14 protein-coding genes and 1 pseudogene are annotated in these 17,089 nt (G+C 54.1%); 3 read left to right on the top strand and 12 right to left on the bottom strand.

Annotated features, from left to right (window positions below; all coding sequences use genetic code 11):
* Positions 1 to 261: 261 nt before the first annotated feature.
* Positions 262 to 840: a TetR/AcrR family transcriptional regulator gene (locus ACR0MM_RS00075; protein WP_480693718.1), complete on the bottom strand. Its 579-nt coding sequence runs from the start codon at positions 838 to 840 to the stop codon at positions 262 to 264.
* Positions 841 to 1,029: 189 nt separating this feature from the next.
* Here ACR0MM_RS00075 and ACR0MM_RS00070 point away from each other — a divergent pair, with 189 nt between their 5' ends.
* Positions 1,030 to 2,424 (top strand): aminotransferase, encoded by a 1,395-nt coding sequence (locus ACR0MM_RS00070; RefSeq protein WP_170371560.1) that lies wholly within the window; start codon positions 1,030 to 1,032, stop codon positions 2,422 to 2,424.
* Positions 2,425 to 2,487: 63 nt separating this feature from the next.
* On the opposite strand, the gene ACR0MM_RS00065 is transcribed toward ACR0MM_RS00070, so the two are convergent.
* From ACR0MM_RS00065 to ACR0MM_RS00035, 7 genes are all read right to left on the bottom strand, one after another.
* Positions 2,488 to 4,056, bottom strand: a complete 1,569-nt coding sequence (locus ACR0MM_RS00065) for a trimethylamine methyltransferase family protein (protein WP_480693716.1) — start codon at positions 4,054 to 4,056, stop codon at positions 2,488 to 2,490.
* Positions 4,057 to 4,081: 25 nt separating this feature from the next.
* Positions 4,082 to 5,281: an aromatic ring-hydroxylating oxygenase subunit alpha gene (locus ACR0MM_RS00060; protein ID WP_480693714.1), complete on the bottom strand. Its 1,200-nt coding sequence runs from the start codon at positions 5,279 to 5,281 to the stop codon at positions 4,082 to 4,084.
* A gap of 8 nt (positions 5,282 to 5,289) precedes the next feature.
* Positions 5,290 to 7,356 carry an oxidoreductase gene (locus tag ACR0MM_RS00055; protein ID WP_480693712.1) on the bottom strand — a complete coding sequence of 689 codons (2,067 nt, stop codon included), beginning with the start codon at positions 7,354 to 7,356 and terminating at the stop codon, positions 5,290 to 5,292.
* Positions 7,357 to 7,450: 94 nt separating this feature from the next.
* A complete protein-coding gene (locus ACR0MM_RS00050; RefSeq protein WP_480693710.1) occupies positions 7,451 to 8,506 on the bottom strand; it encodes an extracellular solute-binding protein in 1,056 nt (351 codons plus the stop codon).
* Entirely contained in the window at positions 8,503 to 9,618 is a 1,116-nt protein-coding gene (locus ACR0MM_RS00045) for an ABC transporter ATP-binding protein (RefSeq protein WP_170419476.1), read from the bottom strand. The genes ACR0MM_RS00050 and ACR0MM_RS00045 overlap by 4 nt, the downstream gene beginning before the upstream one ends.
* A gap of 20 nt (positions 9,619 to 9,638) precedes the next feature.
* The gene (locus ACR0MM_RS00040; protein WP_480693708.1) at positions 9,639 to 10,433 is read right to left on the bottom strand and encodes an ABC transporter permease; all 795 of its coding nucleotides are present in this window, start codon (positions 10,431 to 10,433) and stop codon (positions 9,639 to 9,641) included.
* Positions 10,430 to 11,293, bottom strand: a complete 864-nt coding sequence (locus ACR0MM_RS00035) for an ABC transporter permease (RefSeq protein WP_170371572.1) — start codon at positions 11,291 to 11,293, stop codon at positions 10,430 to 10,432. Before ACR0MM_RS00035 ends, ACR0MM_RS00040 begins: the two co-directional genes overlap by 4 nt.
* Positions 11,294 to 11,484: 191 nt before the next feature.
* Between ACR0MM_RS00035 and ACR0MM_RS00030 the strand changes: the two genes are divergently transcribed.
* Positions 11,485 to 12,126 (top strand): TetR family transcriptional regulator C-terminal domain-containing protein, encoded by a 642-nt coding sequence (locus ACR0MM_RS00030; RefSeq protein WP_480693706.1) that lies wholly within the window; start codon positions 11,485 to 11,487, stop codon positions 12,124 to 12,126.
* A 295-nt stretch (positions 12,127 to 12,421) separates the two neighbouring features.
* Here ACR0MM_RS00030 and ACR0MM_RS00025 read toward each other — a convergent pair.
* The 4 genes and pseudogenes from ACR0MM_RS00025 to ACR0MM_RS00010 all read right to left on the bottom strand — a co-directional run bounded on the left by ACR0MM_RS00025 (position 12,422) and on the right by ACR0MM_RS00010 (position 15,345).
* Positions 12,422 to 13,126 (bottom strand): annotated as a pseudogene (locus tag ACR0MM_RS00025) (IS6 family transposase).
* A gap of 31 nt (positions 13,127 to 13,157) precedes the next feature.
* A complete protein-coding gene (locus ACR0MM_RS00020; RefSeq protein WP_170419481.1) occupies positions 13,158 to 13,370 on the bottom strand; it encodes a hypothetical protein in 213 nt (70 codons plus the stop codon).
* Positions 13,371 to 13,438: 68 nt separating this feature from the next.
* The gene (locus tag ACR0MM_RS00015) at positions 13,439 to 15,067 is read right to left on the bottom strand and encodes a sulfatase-like hydrolase/transferase (protein ID WP_480693704.1); all 1,629 of its coding nucleotides are present in this window, start codon (positions 15,065 to 15,067) and stop codon (positions 13,439 to 13,441) included.
* A 35-nt stretch (positions 15,068 to 15,102) separates the two neighbouring features.
* Positions 15,103 to 15,345, bottom strand: a complete 243-nt coding sequence (locus ACR0MM_RS00010; protein ID WP_170436799.1) for a hypothetical protein — start codon at positions 15,343 to 15,345, stop codon at positions 15,103 to 15,105.
* Between the two features lie 251 nt (positions 15,346 to 15,596).
* Here ACR0MM_RS00010 and ACR0MM_RS00005 point away from each other — a divergent pair, with 251 nt between their 5' ends.
* Entirely contained in the window at positions 15,597 to 16,820 is a 1,224-nt protein-coding gene (locus tag ACR0MM_RS00005; protein ID WP_480693702.1) for a tetratricopeptide repeat protein, read from the top strand.
* The last annotated feature ends 269 nt before the right edge of the window (positions 16,821 to 17,089 follow it).

The raw sequence follows: 17,089 nt of genomic DNA, 5'->3' as shown, positions 1-17,089 counted from the left end.
ATGCCGGCGCAGCTCATACTATCATCTGGGGTTTTCTACTGACTTTGTTATTGGAATCTTGCTGATCGCGCGCGGCCGCGGGTTGGAAGCTTCGGCTAGTTCGCTGATCATCGGCGCGCTGCTATTTGGTGTTTTGCATTGCTCATGTGCGGCTTATGGGCCCAACCAATGACTAATGACTTGCGGCGATTCATTCACGAGACACGGACGGATTAGGGATTGACCTTGGTAGGTTCCTATTTTCCAAAGCCACCTTCATCCTTAGATCTTTTGGTTGCTAAAGTGTTTTGGAAACATCGATTGCAGTACAAACAGGCAGATCCTCAAAGCCTCCGAAGGTTTGAAGATCTCTGAGTGCAAGTGGTAGTCGGTCCAGAGCCCTTCCAGCAAAGCAACCAATGCGTCTGTTGCAAGATTGGCGTCTACGTCATCGTACTGGCCTTCAACCTTTATTTGCTCCAACAGCTCCAGTATCGCCGCCCTGAAACCTTTGTCTCGCGAGTCGATGAAAGGAAATACCTTCAGGTTCGAGAGCGCTTCGGCCCGGAAGGAAAACCAAATTGCGACGTCCCGTGCATTTAGGACCAAGGGATCGAAGTCTGCCTTAATGAAAGAGATTAACTTGTCTGCCGGGTCCAACTCGGGATTGGCTGCGATGACCTTCCACTGCTCCGCGTAGCGGACTGACAATTCCTCAGCCACCGCAAGCAGAAGCTTTTCTTTGGAGCCAAAGTGTAGGTTTACCATCCCTTGCGACAGTCCCGACAACTCTTGGATTCTCGCCGAGGTTGTGCCGCGAATTCCGTACTTATAGATGGCCTCTGCAGCCGCTTGGATCAACTGCTTTCGGTTCTGCAGCTTACCCAGATCACGGGCATTGGTTGGGATATCAGGCTCGAGAGTAATCTTGTTTGTCCTCCGCTGGGTGGTCGCCCTTTGTCTTCTCGCATTTAGTAGAGCGAAAGTTCAAGAATTGACATTGAATAAATGTTTGTTCATTTTGTGATTTCCATTTCATCGAGACGCTGCATGACCCTTTCCAACTCTGACTTTCGGTCCATTCGCGAGTGGGACAACGAACATTTCCTGCACCCGTGGGAAGGTATGTCATGCCTGGGCCAAAACGAACGCACCTTTGCAGAAAGCGGTCTGGGCGTTCACGTCTTCACTGAGGACGGAAAGCGCCTGATAGACGGGCCTGCCGGCATGTGGTGTATGCAATTGGGCTATGGAAACACTGAAATTGCCGATGCCATGGCCCAGCAGGCGAAAGAGATGGCGTATTTTTCGCCCTTCAACAATGCCAACTCAGCCCCCGCCCGGTTGGCGCATGAGATCGCCAAGAGGACGCCGGGCGACCTGAACCATGTGTTCTTCACGACAGGTGGCTCAACCGCCGTGGATTCCGCTCTTCGGTTTGTGCAGTTTCGCAACAACCTTCTGGGCAAGCCTGAAAAGAAGATCGTGATATCGCGGCAGAAAGCCTATCACGGATCGACCTACCTGGCGGCCTCAGTGTCCGGAAAAGAGCGAGACAAAGGTTGGCTGGACCAGGCAAGTCACCTGACGCGCTTCCTGCCGAATGTGAATCCTTATACGCGTCGCCCCGAGCAGACAGTCGACGACTTTCTGGACGAAAAAATAGCGGATCTGGAAAACATGATCCTGCAGACCGGAGCAGACAAGGTCGCAGCTTTCATCGCTGAACCGATCTTGTGCTCTGGAGGTGTCATCGTACCTCCACCGGGATATCATCTGCGCTGTCTGGAAATCTGCCGAAAGTACGATGTCCTGTATATCTCGGACGAGGTTGTGACTGGGTTCGGACGGCTTGGGCATTGGTTTGCGTCCGAAGCCGTCTTCGGTATTCAGCCGGATATCATCACCTGCGCGAAGGGAATGACTTCAGGGTATGTGCCGATGGGGGCCTGCATCATTTCTGATCGGCTGATAGCAGAAATAAGCGGCGAACACGCCCAGGACGCTACCTTTTCTAATGGCTTCACCTATTCGGGCCACCCAGTAAGCGCAGCGGCCGGTTTGAAGACGATCGAAATCATGGAGCGTGACGGCGTTCTTGAGCATGTCCGCGCGATCACGCCGCTGTTTGCAGAACGCCTTCAGGCCCTAGCTGAATTGCCGCTCGTCGGTGATGCCCGCGGTATGGGGCTGGTTGGATGCGTTGAGTGTGTTGCGGACGCCAAAGCCGATAACTTGCTGGATCTTGATAAATCAGTTGGCGCATTGATCGATCATCATTGTCAGGAGAACGGACTGATCCTGCGGCCAATCATCAATATGTGTGTGTTTTCTCCGCCGTTGATCATTTCGGAAGACGAGTTGAACCAGATGTTCGACATCCTTGAAAAGGGCATCCGGCTGGCGACCGAGGACCTGACGCGCCAGAATGCGTTGAGAACTTAGGAATGGCTTCGGGGTGGCCTCGCAACCTTGCAAATGGCGGCCCCCTACCGCGACCTGCTACGCTCACCCAGCCTGCATTACTTCAGGCGGCAACTTGATCGGAAACCTGGATCGAACCTCTTCATCAGCCTTTCTGCCAAAGTAGTTCGGGTAGTGATTGGATAGGATATCGTTCACAACCGACCTACTCCGCTCGAACATATCCTGACGGCCTGCCTTCTCCCAAGTGTCGGTAAGCTCCCGATCCATCAAGGTTGGATAGACATACTCGGTCTCCATGTATTGCAAGGTCTGCGCATTACCAAGGAAATGACCGGGATCTATTGCGCATTCGTGGATGACGTTGACCGAAAGCGTATCGTCACTCACCTCGATCCCGCGCAGTGTTCGAGAGATCATACCCGCCGCCTCGTTGTCGATGACCATCGATTCAAAGCTGCAGCCCATCAGGCTGCCGAGCATCCCGCCAAACTCGCACAACCGGTTTGCTCCCGCATGGGCCGCCAGTGCGAATGTAAGCGCTTTTTCCAGCCCATATTGCGCATCGGGGATTTTGGAATCCGTCATTCCACATCCGACGCTGGTTGGTAGGTTGTAGAAGTTGCCCATCTGAATAGCAGCGGCTGAAATCAAAGCCTGCTCGCCACTTCCGCCGGTAAACGATCCAGTGCGCAGATCAGTAATGAACGGCCATGCCGCAAAGACGACAGGCGTTCCTGGATTGATCAGGTTGGCCACGGCCACGCATGAAAGGGTCTCGGCTACCGCCTGCGCCAGCGTGCCGGCCAATGGCGCTGGTGACGTGGCTCCGGCTTGTGGCGGAACGGCAAGGTCGCAGACAAGGCCCATTTTCGCAGTATCAATCAGGATTTCCAGGTTTTCCCGCCCGAACCGAAGCGGTGAGACGATGGGACAGCCTCCAAAAATCACTGAGGGCTTTTCAAGGAACTTTCCCTCCCCGCCCGATGCCAGATCGAACATATGAATGGCGTCTTTTATGTGTTCGCGCGTGCGGAATGTCAGGCAGGACGGTTTCTCGCTTCCAGCCAGAATGGCGTATAGCATGCTCATGTCATGCTCGTAGTCCTGCGGTACATCCGTTGCCAGAACCGTATCACCGGTCATGTGAATGTTGTCGAGCCGGTCTACAAGACGGGTGAAATCGTAGATATCCTTGAGCGTCGATGGTCGGTAACTGCGCGTTTCCGCGTCAAACGTTGTCACCGCCGTACCGGAATTTGCGTAATAAACCTTGTCCTTGGTGCAGTGCATGTCGTCCTTTCCGGCCCGAGATCCGCGTGCATGGACATAGAATTCGCTGGCGGCCTTGGCCAACAGGTCTTCCATCAAGGCCCGAGGAAAGCAAAGCCTGCCGTGCTCGTTCACCGTCGCCCCTTTGGGCAGCACTAGATCAAGAACTTCCTGCGTTGGATCACCTACACCCGTACGCTCCAGAATACTCAGGGCGGCTTCATGAATACGCGCCATGTCAGCGTCCGAGAGGGGCTTGTATCTTCCTCCGGTAATGCCCGGCCAGATTGCCTGCGAAGCGACGTTGCTGGATCGCACGGCCGCGCGCGCCTCACGCCCGCCACCGCGCCGTCTTGATCTGCGCTTCGTTAACTCTGTCATGGTGTTTCTCCGAAATCTGAGCGTATCAGATCATGCTGAAGTAGTTGCGATAGAAGCCAGGAATGCTCCACTCCATCTCGGACAGCGGTCCCGGCACGAAATGGTGGGAGTTCACGCCTTCCTGATTGTGACGGATGATCCGCTCATCATCGAGCGACGTGACATGCCAGAGCCATGTCAACGCGTCCTTATCGTAGTCACGACCCTCTCGAGCATCGCCGCGCACATACCAGACGATCTGAATATCCGTTTCCTGCAGGGCGCGCGGAACGAACCGGTAGCCAACCATGTGATCTGCATAAACGAGGAAGTAGTTCAAAGTCCCGATCCCCAGATCGGTGGCACCGCCGTCGTGACCCTTTAGCTTTCCCAGAGGGGGAGCCAAAGGCGTACCATCCTTGCTGCCCGTCAAATACCCGGGAAACAGCGGGTAGCGCCGCCAATATACATCTGCACCCGGCGCGAGCGCGTTTTCTCCGGTGAGGTCCAATTCCTCCAAGGGAACTCCGACTTCGTCCATCCGCTCGCGAAGAGCGCCGCTGAACTCAAGAACTTGAGCAGGATCTTTCAACGAGTGACTGCGCGAATAGTCCTGATGAGACGGGGCGCAGTGATAGCACTCCAGATAGTTTTCCAAGGCCAGTTTCCAGTTCGCGGGAACCGGATACGAGGCTTCATGAGCGACCTTCAGATTTTCAAAGTCAAACGGCTTTGAAAGTGGGGCGAGTCGCTCCAACGCGGCATCCAGAGGTGGTGCATTCGCGGCTGCACAGACGAATATCAGACCTTGGTAAATCTTCACCTGAACCGGGAACAGCCCATACTGGCTCGGATTAAAATCCGATCCCATTGATCGACCGTTCCGCAGTTTTCCGTTCAAGTCGAAAGTCCACGCGTGATACGGACATATGAAGTTGCGGGCTTTGCCTTTCCGTTCGATGCAAACCCGCGATCCACGATGGCGGCATACGTTCAGATGCCCGCGCACTTCGCCCTCACGATCCCGAACGATAATGATGGACTCGGGTCCATAGTCGAACAGGAAATAATCACCCGGTTCAGGGACTTGGCTAACATGGCCGACCCAGATCCAGTTTCGGTTCCAGAACGCACTGATATCGTTCTCGTATACGGCTTGAGACGTGTAGAAATGACGAGGCAAGGCGAACCCTTCACATTGCGAGCCCATCAAGTCGCGCATTACTTGCAAGTCATCTTTTGGCATGGCGCACCTCAAACAAGTTCAAGGGAAACGAGTTCCCGACGGAAAAATTCGCGGTCAATTTCGCCCGCCTCGCGCTCGAAATTCCGAGCAGCCATGTGGCCCGAATATACTGCGTCCGCGATCAAGCCGGGGTTTGCTGCATCCCCGATCAATTCCAACGTAGTCAGCGAGTTGTTGGCCAAGCTGCGCAGCTCATCGTAGAGGCTGGTTTCGCGCGCGCGCTGCGTCACCAACACAACTGAACCACATTCTTTGGTCTGTTCTCGCCCCGTGTACGCACATCGCACGGTCGCCTGCCCCGGCGCCACGTTGTCCAATGTATGAGACAGGACCAGTTGAACGCCGCCTTCCAGAAGACTGCGTTGTACTCGTGTTTGTTCCAACGTCAGTTCAGTAAACGGCGAAACCATTGAAGCCGGGGTTACAAAGACGACCTCATGTCCAGCCCGAGCCAGATGATCCGCCAACACACCACCGAGATATGCCTGTTCATCATCGTAGACCAAAACCGGACCGCTCCCCGGCATTGTCCCTGACATGATGTCATCCGGCGTAAATACCTGAGCTCCGGCGCTTATTGATACGCCGTGAAATCCAGATTTCCCGCGCCCGTCTCGTCGCCATTTTGCGCCAGTTGCAACAAAGACGTTCGGAATACCCAGCTCGACAACCTCGGTCGCTGACAACAGGCTGTCGGTGAACAGTTGAACGTTCCCTCTTTGCCTAAGGTCATAAATCCTGTGATCGGTGACGCGTTTCCAAGCGGATAGCCCGGTCAGACCAGACTCCTGCAAGACACGGCCGCCAAGCTCTTGCTTGGCTTCCGCCAGAGTTACCTCGTATCCCCGCCGCGCCAATTGCATGGCGCATTCAAGTCCGGCTGGTCCGCTGCCCACAACGAGCGCAGTTTTCTCTTTCCCCCGACGCTCAATGAACTCTGGATGCCATTTCCGCCGCCACTCTTCGCCCATGGTCGGGTTTTGTGTGCAGCGTATGGGGACACCGAGAGAGTCGGATGAAACACAGATATTGCATCCGATGCACTCACGGATTTCTTCGATGCGACCTTCCTTGATTTTGTTGGGCAGAAACGGATCAGCGATGGATGGCCGCGCCGCGCCGATAAAATCGAGGATGCCTTTCCTGACCAGTGACGCCATCAAGTCCGGCGACGTAAGACGCCCGACGCCAACAACAGGTTTGGAAGTCACCTGTTTCACGAATTCGATATATGAGGTTTGAAAGCCGTCGCGGGGCTCGAACCGGGTCGTCGCAGAGTCGTTGCTCCAATCTGCCACGTTAACATCCCAAAGGTCTGGAAGCTCGGCCAGCAATTCGACTACAGCACGGCCTTCTTCCTGCGCTTGCATGCCGTCTACCCCGAGCATTTCGTCAACCGCAAATCGCAGGGCAATGGCGCAATCATCTCCAACCTCCTCCTTGGTTTCTTCAAGAACCTCGCGGGTTAGCCGCACCCGGTTCTCCAATGAACCTCCATATTCATCCGTTCGATCATTGAACTGTGGCAGCAGGAAATGATGAGGCAATGTCATGTGATGCCCGGCATATACATACACGATGTCGAACCCGGCTTCGCGCGAGCGGCGAGCCGCTGCGCGATGCCACTTGCGAAATTCGCGAATGTCCGCCTTATCCATCGCCCTGGCTTGCTTGGGATAAGCAGTTTGCAAGGCAAGTTCTGAAGGCGCCAGCAAAGGGGCGCGGCTCAGATGATTTTGCGCATGGTGACCGTTATGCGCCAATTCAATAGCCGCCAAAGACCCCTTTCCATGCACCGCCTCGGTCATCAGGCGCAGCGCCGGGATATCCCGCTCATCCCAAAGTCGGTTTTCGGCAAACGGGGACAGGTCAGAAGTCGGGTGAATTTCCGTCTCCTGATTGGAGACGACGGCCCAACCACCCTCGGCCTTCATTGCCCGCATCGCGGCCTCGGCCTGCGGTCGCAAGTGCCCCATGCCGTTGCAATGGGGCACTTGATAGAACCGGTTTCGAGCCGTCACTGGCCCAATTTGAACCGGTTCAAAGAGTACAGAATATCCGTCAGCGCCTGACATTGCCGCGCTTCCTCCAAGAAAATCGGAAATAGTTTCGTGGGAATGGAAGGGTTTCTACATCCCCACCATTCCCGGCTGCGTTGTAAGAGCGCCCTTAGAAGCCCGCTTTTATGCGCTCGAATTCCTTCAACATCTTGGCCTCCAACTCGGGGTTAACGGCGTCGAAGAACAAGCTGCCTTCAAAGAAACTGTCCACATCCGAGAACCCGTAAGTTTCGATCAACTCCGGGTCTGCCTGTGCAAAAGCGTCTTCATTGGCGTGGGCGTACCCCCAGCTTTCAATGATGTACTTCCCACTTGCCGCGGAGCTGAGCGCGTTCAGCATGTCATAGACCTGCTCATCCGACTGCTTCGCGGATTTCAGATGTACATAACCGCAGACCCAGGTCGCGATGCCTTTGTCCACATCACGCATCATGACCGCTGGGGTTTCGTTCCAGATCAGGTTCAGTTCCGATTGGTTCCATCCCCAACCCAGCGTGACCTCACCGCTGGCAATTGCCTGATCCAGTTGGCCGGCATCAGACCAATAAAACCGCACGTTCGGATGAACCGCGCGCAGATAGTCCGCCGCTTTTTGGAATTCCTCGTCACTCATATTGGTATAGCTGGACGCTCCAGTCGCCAAGGCTGCCATTGCAAAGGCACTGGAAGCGGCGTCCGGAATGGCGACTTTGCCCTGATAGGCGGGATCTGCAAGCAATTGCAGCGAAACATCATCCGCCGAAATCATATCGGTGCGATAGATCAGGCCAGTGTTGCCCCACTCAAACGGCACCATGTAGGTCTGCCCATCGATCGTAATGCCATCGACCTCTTTGATCTTGGGCATCAACTTGTCCCAATTCTCCAGCTTGCTGGTGTCGATAGGCTTGATCAAATCTGCTGCCACCCATTTCCTCAGAGCATCTGTGCAGGGGTGAGCCAAATCGGCTTCAAACCCGGACTGAAGCTTGGTGAACGCTTCTTCCACGCTGCCAAAATAGGTGTAGCTGGGCGCCCCACCGTACTTTTCGACATAATCGCCGTAGAAACCCTGATCCTCATAACCGGACCAGTCAAAAACGGTCAGGTCAGCGGCGTTCGCCAGAGCCTGGCTCGCGGTAAAGGTGGTAACTACTGCTGCCGTAAGTGATGCTGTTTTAATCATTGTTCTCCTCCCAAAGATTCACGCTTACCCAAGTCAATCACCGAGGCGCTTTGAACGCCAAGCCAGACGGTATCGCCGCGCGTGTGGTCGACCGTGTGAAAGTAGTTTGGTACTGCGACGGCGATGCTGTCTTTCAGACCGTCGACGCGCACATAATAGTGGACACTCTCACCATAAAAGGCGACGTCCGAAACCTCGCCCTTAACAAGAGCATCGTAGCCATCCGGTTTTTCCGAGCTGATTTCAAGTTGCTCAGGTCGAACCCCGACAAGGAGTTCCTTGTCATGCACCTGGACGTTGGGGTTCACCCCGATTTCCATCTTCCCAAAGCCCTTGACGTTGACTTCGAGCGTTTCAGAATTCTCCGAAGTCACTTCGGCATCCAGAAAGTTCATTCCACCGATGAAAGAAGCCACTTCCCGGTTGCAGGGTTGGGAATACAGGACCTCTGGCTTATCCACCTGCTTGAGCTGCCCGGCGAACATGACGCCGATGCGGTCGGACATGGTCATCGCCTCGTACTGGTCATGCGTGACCATGACGAAAGTAATTCCAAGCTTCTGTTGAAGGCGTCGCATTTCCAACTGCATCGCTTCGCGCAGGTTTTTGTCCAACGCAGATAACGGTTCATCCAAGAGCAATACCTTGGGCCGCATAACGAGTGCCCGGGCGAGTGCCACACGTTGCCGCTGACCTCCTGACAATTCGTTGGCTTTTCGGTCCTGCAGGCCGCCAAGCTCGACCATCTCAAGCGCCTCGGCAACGCGCTCTTTGATTTCCCTCCGAGACAGCTTTGTTTTGCGCAATCCGAAGCCAACATTGTCGCCGACGTTCAGGTGCGGAAAGATCGCATAGCTTTGGAACACCATATTGGTGGGACGCTTGTTGGCAGGCACCTCTCCCATTGTTCGACCATCGATCCGGATCTCGCCTTCTTCGTGATCCTGAAAACCCGCGATGATGCGCAATGCCGTTGTCTTGCCGCAGCCCGAAGGACCAAGCAGCGAAAAGAACTCACCTTCTTTCAAGGTCAGGTTCAGATCAGACACAGCCACAAAGGAACCAAAGCGTTTTTCTACGCCCCGAATTTCGATGATGTTCTGTTCGCTCATCTTACTTGTTTCCTTTGGTTTCAATCTGAGGACTGGATGGATCGGCGGCGGAAATATTCAGCAATCAACAGCAGCAGAACAGACGACAGCAAAAGCAGCGACCCAAGCGCCAACGTGTTGGGCAGTTTTGCCGGGAAGCGGATCTGGCTCCAGATATAAACCGGCAGTGTTGGGCTGTTTCCGGATAGGAAAAAGGCCAAGACGAACTCGTCAAACGACACTGTAAAGGTGACCAATAGGCTGGCAATGATACCCGGCGCGACGATTGGCAGGGTAACACGTCGAAACGTTCCAACAACGCTTTCGCCAAGATCGAACGCGGCCTCCTCCAGGGACTGGTCGAAATCGTCGAACGCAGACTTCATGATCGACACGGAAAAGGGCAGCGCCACAAACACATGCCCAAGGATCACAGTGGTCAGCGATGGTTTCAGCCCGATGCTGATGAACAGAACCAGCATTGAACTGGCAACGATGATGCCGGGAATGACCAGTGGAAGCATGACCAATCCCTCGGACAACTCACGCCCCGTGAAGCGATAACGGACATAGGCGCGAGCTGCAAAGAGACCCAGAGAAGTTGCCATCACGGCGGTCACGCTGCCGACGATCAGCGAATTCACCATGGCTTGCAACAGCGTGTCTTGCTGACCCAACTGCGCGTACCATTTCAACGTGAAACCTTTGAGCGGGAACGCCACGATGGTTCCGTCATTGAACGAAAACAGCGGCAACAGCAAAACCGGCAGATAGAGAAACACCAGGTAGGCAATCGCATAAACCAGCAACCATGAGATGCGAAATGTCCCGGTCATCTGATCCTCCGACCCAATGCGGTGACGACCACCACGAACAGGATCGCAACGCAGCCGACCGAAAGCATGGCGAGAAGAGACAGAGTTGCACCCAACGGCCAATTATTGGCGGCGCCAAACTGCACCTGGATCAAGTTCGCGACCATTTTTCCCTGAGATCCACCGACCAAGGCCGGAGTGACGTAATCGCCGACAGTTGGGATGAAAATGATCAGGCAGGCCGCGATGATCCCCGGCACAGTCAGAGGCAGTGTCACACGTACAAAGCGCTCCAACTTACTGCAGCCAAGGTCCGTTGCGGCCTCCAAAAGGCTGCGGTCAATCTTTTGCAGCGATACATAGATCGGCAGGATGGCAAACGGTGCCCAGGCGTGGGCGAGCGTAAGGACCACAGCAAACTCATTGTAGAGCAGGAATGTCAGCGGTTCTTGTATCAAACCCAGTGAAATCAACGCCGAGTTCAACACCCCGTTGAAACCAAGAATGAGTTTCCAACTGAACACGCGCAGAAGGTAGCTGCTCCAAAAAGGAATAGTGATCAGCAAAAGCCAGAGGGTCTTCTTTTGCGTACGAAAAGCAATGAAGTAGGCAATCGGATAGGCCAGACAAACCGTTGTTAAGGTCACCGCACCCGCAATTGCAACCGAACGGATCATTAGGTGTCGAACCAAGGGGTCGGTAAACGCCTCTTGGTAGTTCGACCAAGTCAATGTCCGGTCAATCTGAACATATGTCTGGGTCCAAAAACTGTAGGCGACAAGAATACAGAGCGGTACGGCTACAAGCAGCCCCACGTAGAGCGTCGCAGGCGCGCTAAGTGCCAGGCCCTTGCCCGTCTCACTTCGTAGTACTCCTGCCATGCTTCCCTGCTGAACGTCGTTTTCGATGCTGTGACAACAGTCGATCACAAAATGGACAATCGTCCATTTAAATCTGGGATTTTTGCACTAGTTGTGTCAACTGATTATTTCGACATAGAGGCTGGCCAACTTCGCATCGGCCACTAGACGCCACCGCAAGAGACTGAAAACAAATAGAGCCGCCTAATCATATGACCGGAAGACGACAAGAAATACGCGAACGAAATCGCCTTTCTCTGATCGAGGCCGTACTCGACTCGGTGGCAGAGAAAGGGATTTCCGAGACCTCAGTCAGCGAAATCATCCAACGCGCCAATCTGTCCCGCGGTATGATTCATCTTCATTTTGGTGGTAAGGACAACTTGGTCGACGAAGCCGCCCGCTATTCATCCGAACAATACTACAATGGCATTTATGACTTGTTGGAAGCGACCGGGCAAACCGGACAGGAACATATTGAGATGATTGTTCGGGGTGACTTGAGTGAAACCATTCTCAACAAGAAAAACGTCTCCATTTGGTACGCATTTCGAGGCGAGGCCCGAAACAGAGCAGCAATCGCTGCGTTTTCAGATACCCGCGACGCCAAGCTTCGGAACTTGGTTTTCAACGCTTTCGCTCGAATTGCAAAAGAAACTGGCACGGAACACCCTAATCAAGTTGCCAGGGACGCCACGCACGGCACACTCGCAATGCTCGAAGGCATGTGGACTGATTACCTACTCCACCCGGATTCATTTGACCGCGACGAAGCAATGAGAATTGTTTTCCGGTTTCTGCGCGCATTGTTCCCAATGCACTTTGACCTGAATGGCGCAGTGTTGTCTGAGTAGAGATCGCGAAAGGTTTCCTGTCTGGCCAGCGCCCAGATGGACGATCCTATCTTTCAGTCAACATCGTGGAAGCAGAGCGATGAATGGACCGCAGCGGATTTAGGTAAACTTTGCACGCTTCGGAAAAGCGGCCTCAGTCTGCATATCGCGCTTTCTCTGATCAAGGTGGAGCGGCACAGCCCACGGTACCACCCACAGAAACCCGTGGCAAAAAACAGTGGCGAAAGGCGGGAGTGAGTGGCGGTGCTGCCAGCCGAATGCAAACCAGTCTCCACATGGACAGAATGGCTGTCCCTTAATCGGCACAGAGACCCCGCCACTCGGCAAGTGCGGCGGCCCGGTTCGACTTGAAGTTTGGTCTGGAGGAAAGCGCGCGCTCCGAATTGAACAGGTTATAGATCGAGGCACGGACGGCGACGAATTTTTGTAAACTTCGCATCCGCCGGAAGCGAAGCATCGCCCGCTCTCGTCGTCGGAACGGCAGATGTGAATTCTCAGCGCGATCGTTGAGCCAGCGCCCCGTTTCCTGGCGATGGTCGGCACCGATATCTTTCAAGGCAAGTCCGTATGACCGGAGCCGGTCGGTCACGATTACGTCAGGTCGGCCACGCTTCCGCATTGCTTTTCTTAGGAATTTCAATGCCGCTTTCTAATCTCTGGTCTTGGTGACAATGCTTTCGAGCACCTCGCCGTCGTGATTCACAGCCCGCCACAGATAGTGTTTTTCGCCGTTGATCTTCACGAACATCGCGTCCAGATGCCTTCGCCACTGGCTCGACTTCATCCCCTCGACCCGTCGTTTTCTGATCTCGTTGGCAAACATAGGCCCAAACCTGTGCCACCAAAACCGAACGGCTTCATGGCTCACGTCGATGCCGCGCTCATACAGCAGATCTTCCACATTCCGAAGCGACAGTGGGAACCGAACATACAGCATCATCGCCAGACGGATGATTTCTGGACTGGTTTTGAAATAGCGAAACGGCGATCGTTGGGTCATGGTGCGACGCTACAAAACCGCCCTTCCCGCCTCAAGTCAGTTTGCTTTGACAGTGCCTGTATGCACCATCGATGAACAAGTCTTGACGGTCTGCGCCACCTTCCAGATCGAAGTACTGATAGCGAATGTCTGTGTTGTTAACCGCGGCCAGTGGATTTGACGCGTTTTCCTCGGCATTGGTGGCAGAAGCCATCACGAGAAACGTTGAAGTTAAGACTGCCAGATGAAAGGAGATGCGGGTCATCGCACACCTTGGAAAAATTCATGCGACCAGTCAGACGGCGGCGCTTAGGCACCGCCGTCTCAAGTTCGTCATTGCCAGCTTGAAAAGACTTCTCGGGCCAATTCGCTTTCGGGCCTGAGATTTTCAATTCCTTCATAAGGGACACCCTTGCCGAGCGGTTTGTGAGGGTGCTTCACGATGGTTTTCTGATGGCGCTTTACCATGTCTTGGAAAGACGCCCCGGACCACAGTGAATACCCGACAAGCGGATGTTCTTCACGGGGATCGCGATAGACATTGAAGACAGGGGCCGCCGCGCCTGGCTGACCGGGGGCTGGCAGATGCATCTTGAACTCTTGCTTCACCACCGAACGCAATACTGGCCCTTCGTACACATAGACGTAATCGCGGCGCGAATTGCCTTCTCCCTCGAGCAACAATGCCGTCTGATCGATGCCATCAATCACCCGGTCGCGTGGAATGTGGTCTGTCGCGCCCGCGATCCGGGCAAATGTAGAAAACAAATCCGAGACATGAACGATGTCACCTGCCGCACTGCCCGCTTCGATTGCACCGGGCCACCGGATGAACGCATCAGTTCTCACACCGCCTTCAAGGTGCTGTGTCTTTCCGCCGCGATAGATCAGTTGGTTTAGGCCGGAAGTCCCCTCATAATGATACATCAAGCCATTGTCAGCCATGATCATGACGACGGTGTTATCCGCCTTGCCGGTTTCATCCAGCTTGGCCAAAACCTCGCCGATCCAACCGTCTAGAACCTGCAATTTGTCCGCATGGAAGCCGCCGTTGCGAGATACGGCCTGCTCAGGATAAGCAAAGTTCAGCGGATAGAGTGGCCAGTATTGCATAAAGAATGGCGCGTCCTGCGAAGCCAGCCGCTCCAGCTGCTCCAATGCTTGAAGCTGATAGCGCAAGTTCATTTCCTCGTATTTCGCCTGGGTCCATTCTTCGCCGGGCTCCATTTCGACTTCGCGAGCCAGACTACCCGCTTCACCTTCTACGCCGGTCACAAGGCCATAGGGTTTGAACCGCTCGTCCAATTGAAATTGGTTGGACTGCCCTGACCAATGGTAACCAAGCATATTGTTGGCGACCATCGCATCACGTGTCATCAAGCTCAGCTGAACCTGCTGATGCAAGGGAAAAGCCGCCCAGTCGAAGCCCTGATTGTGCGGATAGGCCTGTTCAATATCGCCTTGGTGCCATTTCCCGACGTGCGCGGTGTTGTACCCTACTTCCTTGAGGATTTCGGCGATGGTGACTTCCTCGGACGCAAGACCTTCGCCGACCAGGGCGACCTTGACCTCTTCCACGCCCGCGCGCACCGGATGTCGACCGGTCAACATCGCCGTTCGAGTCGGTGTGCAGGATGGCTCCGTGTACATTCGCATCAAAGACATGCCTTCTGTGGCAAAGTCATTGATGTTGGGCGTATCGAAACCGGTGACATAGTTCATCGTCCGGTTGCCCATTTGACCGAAACTCACATCGTCAATCAGAATGTAGAGAATGTTGGGTGGTTGTCCTCCATTCGCGCCACGGATCTCGGCAAGCTTAACTTCTACCTCCGCATCCTGAGCATCCCATTGCTCGCCAAACTGCGCGCGGAGAAACTCGAACTCGCCGTCGTGTATGATAGGCGCTTCTTGGGCAAAACCCGCGCCAGAAATCAGCACCATGGCTGTGGCATGTTTCAATTTTGATCTCATCGGTTTCCCTTCCCCTATTTGAATTATATCTTCCCTGCACGCCGCAGCGATTCAGCAATTTCATCCCGAAGACCATCCAAAGACTCGCGGATGTCGCGGGCAATCGTGTACGACCGACTTCTCGGCTCAGTGTTCACGGAGAGGTACTCGTCACTTAGAAGCTGATAGTCTCGGCAGATTTCATCGAAAACGGTGTCCGCCCGCCTTAGGTCCGCAATCGCGGCCCGATGGTTGGGAAACAGGATATCAAGGGCGATGCCTTTCATTTCGGAGCTCGTTCAATGGATCAACTGGTTTAGGGGAGTGTTGGACGAATTCACTTTTAACAATAGGTATATCGGGGCATAATACGGTGTAATCAGATGCGTAACTTACTGAAAATATGGGTTTAACCAAAAACACATCTTCTCCACTGAATGAAAGCGGTTCACCTGCTGCAAAAGATGTTCGGGCGGCACTTCAGCGGCTTATCAGGTCTTCGACTTTCACGGGCTCGCAGCGCTTGCAGGACTTTCTGGTGTATGTGGTTGAAGAGTCGCTCAATGGTCGGGCCGATGATATTCGTGCCAAGACCATCGCAATGGATGTTTATGGTGGGACCCTGTCAGAGATGTCGCGCCGTGAAAACGTGGTTCGGGTCGATGCTGGTCGCCTGCGCCGAAAGCTTGCTGAATATTACGCTGCCGACGGGCAGGACGAGAAAACGGTGTTTGAACTCCCAAAGGGTGGTTACGCACCTCGGATTTTGAGAAGCGGCTTCGAACCGGCACAGCCCGAATTCTCAGAGCTGGAAACCAGTGCGCGCGCATGGGCTCGGCCAGGTGTTGGGATTATCGGGATTATCATTTTAGGCTATGTTGCTGTTGCTTTTTGGATGAGCTCGACAAAGCAGGATCTTCCGACTGATTTATCCGTAGATGGCCTGAGCCGTGACGAGCGCAGCGCAATTTTTGGCGCATCCCCAATGCGTCTACAGGCTGTAAATCTAGCCAATACTGGTCGAGACCTGATCTTTCCGGCTTTGGAACCTGCGCGTCTTGAAGCGGCCCTGACCATATTCAAGGGGGCAATTGAAAACGACGACAGCTATTTCGGCGGCTATGCAGGTACTGCTCAGGTCGCTGCGACAATTGCTGTACTTACATCCGATACCGACTTGGCTCAGGACATGTTGAACTATGCCGATGCTCAAGCCAAACGGGCCATCGAGTTGGCTCCGGAAACGGGTTGGAGCCAATCCGCAATGGCCTGGGTCAACTTTGCCAAGGGAAACTGGCCTGAGGCAATAGAATTTGCACAAAGAGCGCAACGTTTGGCACCACACGACGTACATGTGTTGGAGTTCGTGTCGCTGGTCCTGCTTTATTCTGGTTCATTCGAACAAGTCATAGCAATTAGCGAGGACGCACTCTCAAAAATTGAGCTAGAACGGGCTTATGTGTTTCAGAATGCGATGGGGTCAGCAAAATTCCATCTGAAGGACTATGAAGGTGCTGTGTCAGCCTTTGAACAAGTAACGGAGAAAGGCGGCCCTGTCGGACCTGTCTCCGTTGCTTACCTAATGGCGTCACATCAGATGTTGGGGAATAAGGCTCAAGCTCAGTCTCTATCAGAACAACTGTCACGCGAGTGGCCGGACAGTCGCGTGGATGCACTGTTTAAGAAACTTTTTGCAAATCCGAAATATGGGCAAGACCTCGGTGACGCCATGAGACAAGCCAATTGGATTCCACCAAATTAGGAGTGTGATTTCGCATTGCGACCGCTTGAGTTTCTCTCAACGGCATTGAGACCGAATGCTCAGAAATTGCACCATGTCCGCTTCATTCGAATTCCTGCCATTCGAACATTACGCAGCGTTGGTCAAAATGGGCTCAAGGCAGACGTTCGCTCACCTACGCTCAATGACTGCATTGCGGTGCCGATTCAACTGATCGCCGCAACACACTCTTGGAACTTCTCTGCGGGTGAGAAGTAATTCAAGGTCTTTCTGGGTCTTTCGTTGAGTTC

It is taken from the genome of Ruegeria sp. BC6 (assembly GCF_056539185.1).
The sequence above is the reverse complement of the archived record's forward strand: the minus strand, read 5'-3'. Positions and strand labels throughout refer to the sequence as shown.

What these genes read in the sequence shown, in the direction of transcription:
- ACR0MM_RS00070 (WP_170371560.1), top strand. Translation starts at nt 1,030, where the DNA reads ATGACCCTTTCCAACTCTGACTTTCGGTCCATTCGCGAGTGGGACAAC.
- ACR0MM_RS00065 (WP_480693716.1), bottom strand. Translation starts at nt 4,056, where the DNA reads ATGACAGAGTTAACGAAGCGCAGATCAAGACGGCGCGGTGGCGGGCGT.
- ACR0MM_RS00060 (WP_480693714.1), bottom strand. Translation starts at nt 5,281, where the DNA reads ATGCCAAAAGATGACTTGCAAGTAATGCGCGACTTGATGGGCTCGCAA.
- ACR0MM_RS00055 (WP_480693712.1), bottom strand. Translation starts at nt 7,356, where the DNA reads ATGTCAGGCGCTGACGGATATTCTGTACTCTTTGAACCGGTTCAAATT.
- ACR0MM_RS00050 (WP_480693710.1), bottom strand. Translation starts at nt 8,506, where the DNA reads ATGATTAAAACAGCATCACTTACGGCAGCAGTAGTTACCACCTTTACC.
- ACR0MM_RS00045 (WP_170419476.1), bottom strand. Translation starts at nt 9,618, where the DNA reads ATGAGCGAACAGAACATCATCGAAATTCGGGGCGTAGAAAAACGCTTT.
- ACR0MM_RS00040 (WP_480693708.1), bottom strand. Translation starts at nt 10,433, where the DNA reads ATGACCGGGACATTTCGCATCTCATGGTTGCTGGTTTATGCGATTGCC.
- ACR0MM_RS00035 (WP_170371572.1), bottom strand. Translation starts at nt 11,293, where the DNA reads ATGGCAGGAGTACTACGAAGTGAGACGGGCAAGGGCCTGGCACTTAGC.
- ACR0MM_RS00030 (WP_480693706.1), top strand. Translation starts at nt 11,485, where the DNA reads ATGACCGGAAGACGACAAGAAATACGCGAACGAAATCGCCTTTCTCTG.
- ACR0MM_RS00020 (WP_170419481.1), bottom strand. Translation starts at nt 13,370, where the DNA reads ATGACCCGCATCTCCTTTCATCTGGCAGTCTTAACTTCAACGTTTCTC.
- ACR0MM_RS00010 (WP_170436799.1), bottom strand. Translation starts at nt 15,345, where the DNA reads ATGAAAGGCATCGCCCTTGATATCCTGTTTCCCAACCATCGGGCCGCG.